This is a genomic window from Leucobacter soli (assembly GCF_042659205.1).
Classification (GTDB): Bacteria; Actinomycetota; Actinomycetes; order Actinomycetales; family Microbacteriaceae; genus Leucobacter; species Leucobacter soli.
On sequence record NZ_JBHSRW010000219.1, the window covers coordinates 1 to 3,694 of the forward strand.

At 70.4% G+C, this 3,694-nt stretch carries 4 protein-coding genes; all 4 read left to right on the plus strand.

Annotated elements, in window-relative coordinates; translation table 11 throughout:
* A partial coding sequence (locus ACFPZL_RS11055) for a hypothetical protein (protein WP_382335427.1) occupies positions 1–471 on the plus strand: 471 nt, incomplete at its 5' end.
* A 53-nt stretch (positions 472–524) separates the two neighbouring features.
* Positions 525–1,925, plus strand: coding sequence for an aminomethyl-transferring glycine dehydrogenase subunit GcvPA (gene gcvPA, locus ACFPZL_RS11060; RefSeq protein ID WP_218114516.1), 1,401 nt, complete (start codon positions 525–527; stop codon positions 1,923–1,925).
* Positions 1,922–3,463, plus strand: coding sequence for an aminomethyl-transferring glycine dehydrogenase subunit GcvPB (gcvPB, locus tag ACFPZL_RS11065; RefSeq protein WP_218114515.1), 1,542 nt, complete (start codon positions 1,922–1,924; stop codon positions 3,461–3,463). The genes gcvPA and gcvPB overlap by 4 nt, the downstream gene beginning before the upstream one ends.
* The coding region (locus ACFPZL_RS11070) for a 2Fe-2S iron-sulfur cluster-binding protein (RefSeq protein ID WP_382335429.1) at positions 3,460–3,694 on the plus strand (235 nt) is incomplete at its 3' end. The genes gcvPB and ACFPZL_RS11070, both read left to right, overlap by 4 nt.

A 3,694-nucleotide genomic window follows, 5' to 3' on the forward strand; every position in this document is an offset into this window, starting at 1 on the left:
GCCGCGTCCGGCGACGCCACGACCTGGGTGCTGGGCCCCGGGACCACCACCGGCGCCCTCGCCGCGGAGCTCGGCTTCGCGGCCACGCTCCGCGGAGTGGACGTGCGGCATCCGTCGGGCGACATCGAGCTCGACGTCGACGAGGCTCGCCTCTACGAGATCGCACGCGACGCCGCCGAGCCGCATCTCGTGCTCGGAGTCGTGGGCGGCCAGGGCTTCCTCCTGGGGCGCGGCAACCAGGAGATCAGCACACGGGTGATCGGCCGGATCGGTGCCGACCGCGTGAGCATCGTCGCCGCCGAGGAGAAGATCGGCGGGCTGTTCCCGCCGGTGCTGCTCATCGACGTCGACGACGACCGACGGGCGACGGGCGACGGCGACCGACGGCCGCACCCGCTCGAGGGCTACCGACGCGTGTGCACGGGCGCTCGCCAGAGCAGCGTCATGCGGGTAATTGACGCGGCCGCCTGATCGCGGCGCGTGCACGGATTTCGAAGAGAACAGACGAGGTTAGGAGAGGGCACATGAGCCGTTCGGCGCACCCCTATATGGCGAACTCCGCCGCAGGCAGCAGACAGGCGCTGATCGACGCGGTCGGCATCGACGACATCGAGGAGCTGTTCACGCAGATCCCGGCCGCGCAGCGCGCCGACGAGCGGATCGAGCCCCGCGAGGGGATCCGCTCGGAGTTCGCGCTCCGGCGGATGATCGAGGGGCGCCTCCGGGGCGGCGTTTCGACCGAGAGCCATCTCTCGTTCCTCGGCGGCGGGTACTGGAAGCACTACGTCCCCGCGCTCTGCGACGAGATCGTCGCGCGGCCCGAGATCTCGACCTCCGTCTGGGGCACGCCGAGCTCCGACCACGGCCGCAACCAGGCGTGGTTCGAATTCACGTCGCAGCTCGGCGCCCTGCTGGAACTCGAGTTCGTCGGACTGCCCATCTACAGCTGGGCGACGGCCGCCGGCCACGCGCTTCGCATGGCCTCCCGCCTCACCGGCCGGGACGTCGTCGTGCTGCCCGCGAACCTCGATCGGGAACGGCGCCTCGTCATCGACACCTACTGCGGCTACGCGGAGATGCCGGGCGCCCTGACCGTGCGCGAGGTCGCGATCGATCCTGAAACGGGTACGGTGTCCCTCGCGGCGCTCACCGAGGCGCTCGACGATCGCGTCGCCGCCGTCTACGTCGAGACACCGAACTCCTGGGGCGTCATCGAGCACGAGATCGAGCGGATCATCGCCTCCGCGCACGACGCCGGTGCCGAAGCGGTGATCGGGGTCGATCCGATCTCGCTCGGCGGGCTGGCCTCCCCGGCGGTCTTCGGTGCCGACATCCTCGTCGGCTCGCTGCAACCGCTCGGGATCCACTTGAACGCCGGCGGCGGCGTCGGCGGATTCATCGCCTCGCGCGACGAGGAGCGTTACGCGCGCCAGTTCCCGACGCTGCAGGTGAGTCTCGCCCCCACCGCTCGGGAGGGCGAGCGCGCCTTCGGCATGACGCTCTTCGGGCAGAGCTCCTACGGCGCGCGCGAGCTCGGCAACGACTGGACGGGCAACTCCGTCTACCTCTGGGCGATCCGCGCAGCCGTCTACATGTCGCTGCTCGGCCCGGCGGGATTCCGGGAGCTCGCCGACACGGTCGTCGCCAACGCCCGGCGCACGGCCGAGCTGATCGATGAGCTCCCCGGGGTCTCGGTGCGCTACGGCGACCGCATCTTCAAGGAGTTCATCGTCGACTTCAGCGGCACCGGCCGCTCCGTCGCCGAGATCAACGCGGCGCTGCTGGAGCACGGCATCCTCGGGGGCCACGATCTCACCGGCACCCACGAGGCCCTCGACGGCTGCGCGCTCTACTGCGTCACCGAGGTGATCGCCGAGGAGGACGTCGAACAGCTGCTCGCCGCCCTGAAGGAGGTCGTCCGATGAGCGCGATCCGCCGCTACCACGCCGCATCCTGGGATGAGGGAATCGTCTACGAGCTGGGCGCGCCCGGCCGGCGCGGGGTCGTCCCTCCCGCCCCATGGGCGCCGTCGCGCGAGGGATCCGCCTTCCCCGCTGCGCTGCGGCGCACGGCGGAGGCCGATCTGCCCGAGCTCGCCGAATACGAGGTGCGCCGTCACTTCACCCATCTGTCTCAGCAGACGATGGGCATGATCGGCATCAGCCTCTTCGGCACCTGCACGATGAAGCACAACCCGACCGTCAACGAGCAGATCACGGCACGGCCCGAGGTGGCGGCCGTGCACCCGCGGCAGGATCCCGCGACTTATCAGGGGCTGCTGGGCATCGTGCACGACCTCGAGCAGGAGCTGTGCAACCTCTCGGGCATGTCCGCCTACAGCTTCCAGCCGGGAGGCGGCGCCGACGCGGCCTACCTGAACGCGGTGGTGACGCGCGCCTACCACGCCTCGCGCGGCGAACTCTCCCAGCGCACCCAGATCGTGACGACGCAGCAGGCGCACCCCTGCAACCCGGCTACGGCGAAGGCCGCGGGCTTCGAGGTGATCACCCTGCCCGTCGAGGAGGAGGGCTATCCGTCGCTCGAGGCGCTGCAGGCCGCGATCGGCCCGCGCACCGCGGCGCTGGTGCTGAACAACCCCGACGACATGGGCATCTACAACCCGCGGATCACGGAATTCATCGACGCCGTGCACGCCGTCGGCGGGCTCTGCTTCTACGACAACGCCAACTTCAACGGCGTGATGACCCGCCTGCGCGCACGGGATCTCGGCTTCGACGCCTGCATGTACATGCTGCACAAGAGCTTCGGCGTGCCGAAGGGCGGCAACGGCCCCTCGGTCGGCGCGTACGGCTGCTCGGCGGAGCTCGCCGAGTTCCTGCCCGGCCCCCGCGTCGTGCGGGACGGCGATCGCTACGAGCTGATCGAGCCGGCGCAGAGCGTCGGAAGGGTCCGCGAGTTCATCGGCAACGTGCAGCAGCTGGTCAAGGCGTACTCGTGGACGCGCGCCATGGGCACCGACGGGTTGCGCGAGGCCGCCGACATCTCGGTGCTCGCGAACAATTACATGGAGAAGCGCCTCATGCGGATCCCCGGCGTCACCATGTCGTTCCCCGGGAAGGCGCTGCCGCGCCTCGAGATGACCCGCTACTCCCTCGAGGAGTACACGGCCGAGACCGGGCTCTCGACGGTCGACGTGCAGAACCGGATGACCGACTTCGGCATCGACGCCTACTGGCTCGCGCACGAGCCCTGGATCGTCCCCGAGCCGTTCACCCCCGAAGCCGGCGAGATGTGGTCGAAGGAGGATCTCGACGAATGGATCGACGTGCTCGCGCACGTGCTCGACGAGGGGCGCCGCGACCCCGAGCTGGTGCGCACCGCGCCGCACAATCAGGTCGTCGCGCAGATCGACGGCTCGGGTCTCGACGATCCGGAGCAGTGGGCGGTCACCTGGGCGGCCTACCGGCGCAAGCATTCGAGCGCTTCGGAGCAGCACGCATGAGGGTCAACTCGCCCGGTGTCGGATCGCCCGACGAGGCCGGATCCCTGACCTTCGAGGGCCAGGAGATCCCCGTGGCCGCCTCCGACACCATCGCCTCGGCGCTCACCGCCGCCGGCGTACGCGGCCTGCGGGCGGACATCGAAGGCGGCCGTCGCGGCCTCTGGTGCGGCATGGGCGTCTGCCACGAGTGCACCGTCTCGGTCGACGGCGACGGCGGCTCGCTCGCCTGCA

Excerpts from the sequence above, each read along its gene's own strand:
- gcvPA (WP_218114516.1), top strand. The coding sequence starts at position 525 with ATGAGCCGTTCGGCGCACCCCTATATGGCGAACTCCGCCGCAGGCAGC.
- gcvPB (WP_218114515.1), top strand. The coding sequence starts at position 1,922 with ATGAGCGCGATCCGCCGCTACCACGCCGCATCCTGGGATGAGGGAATC.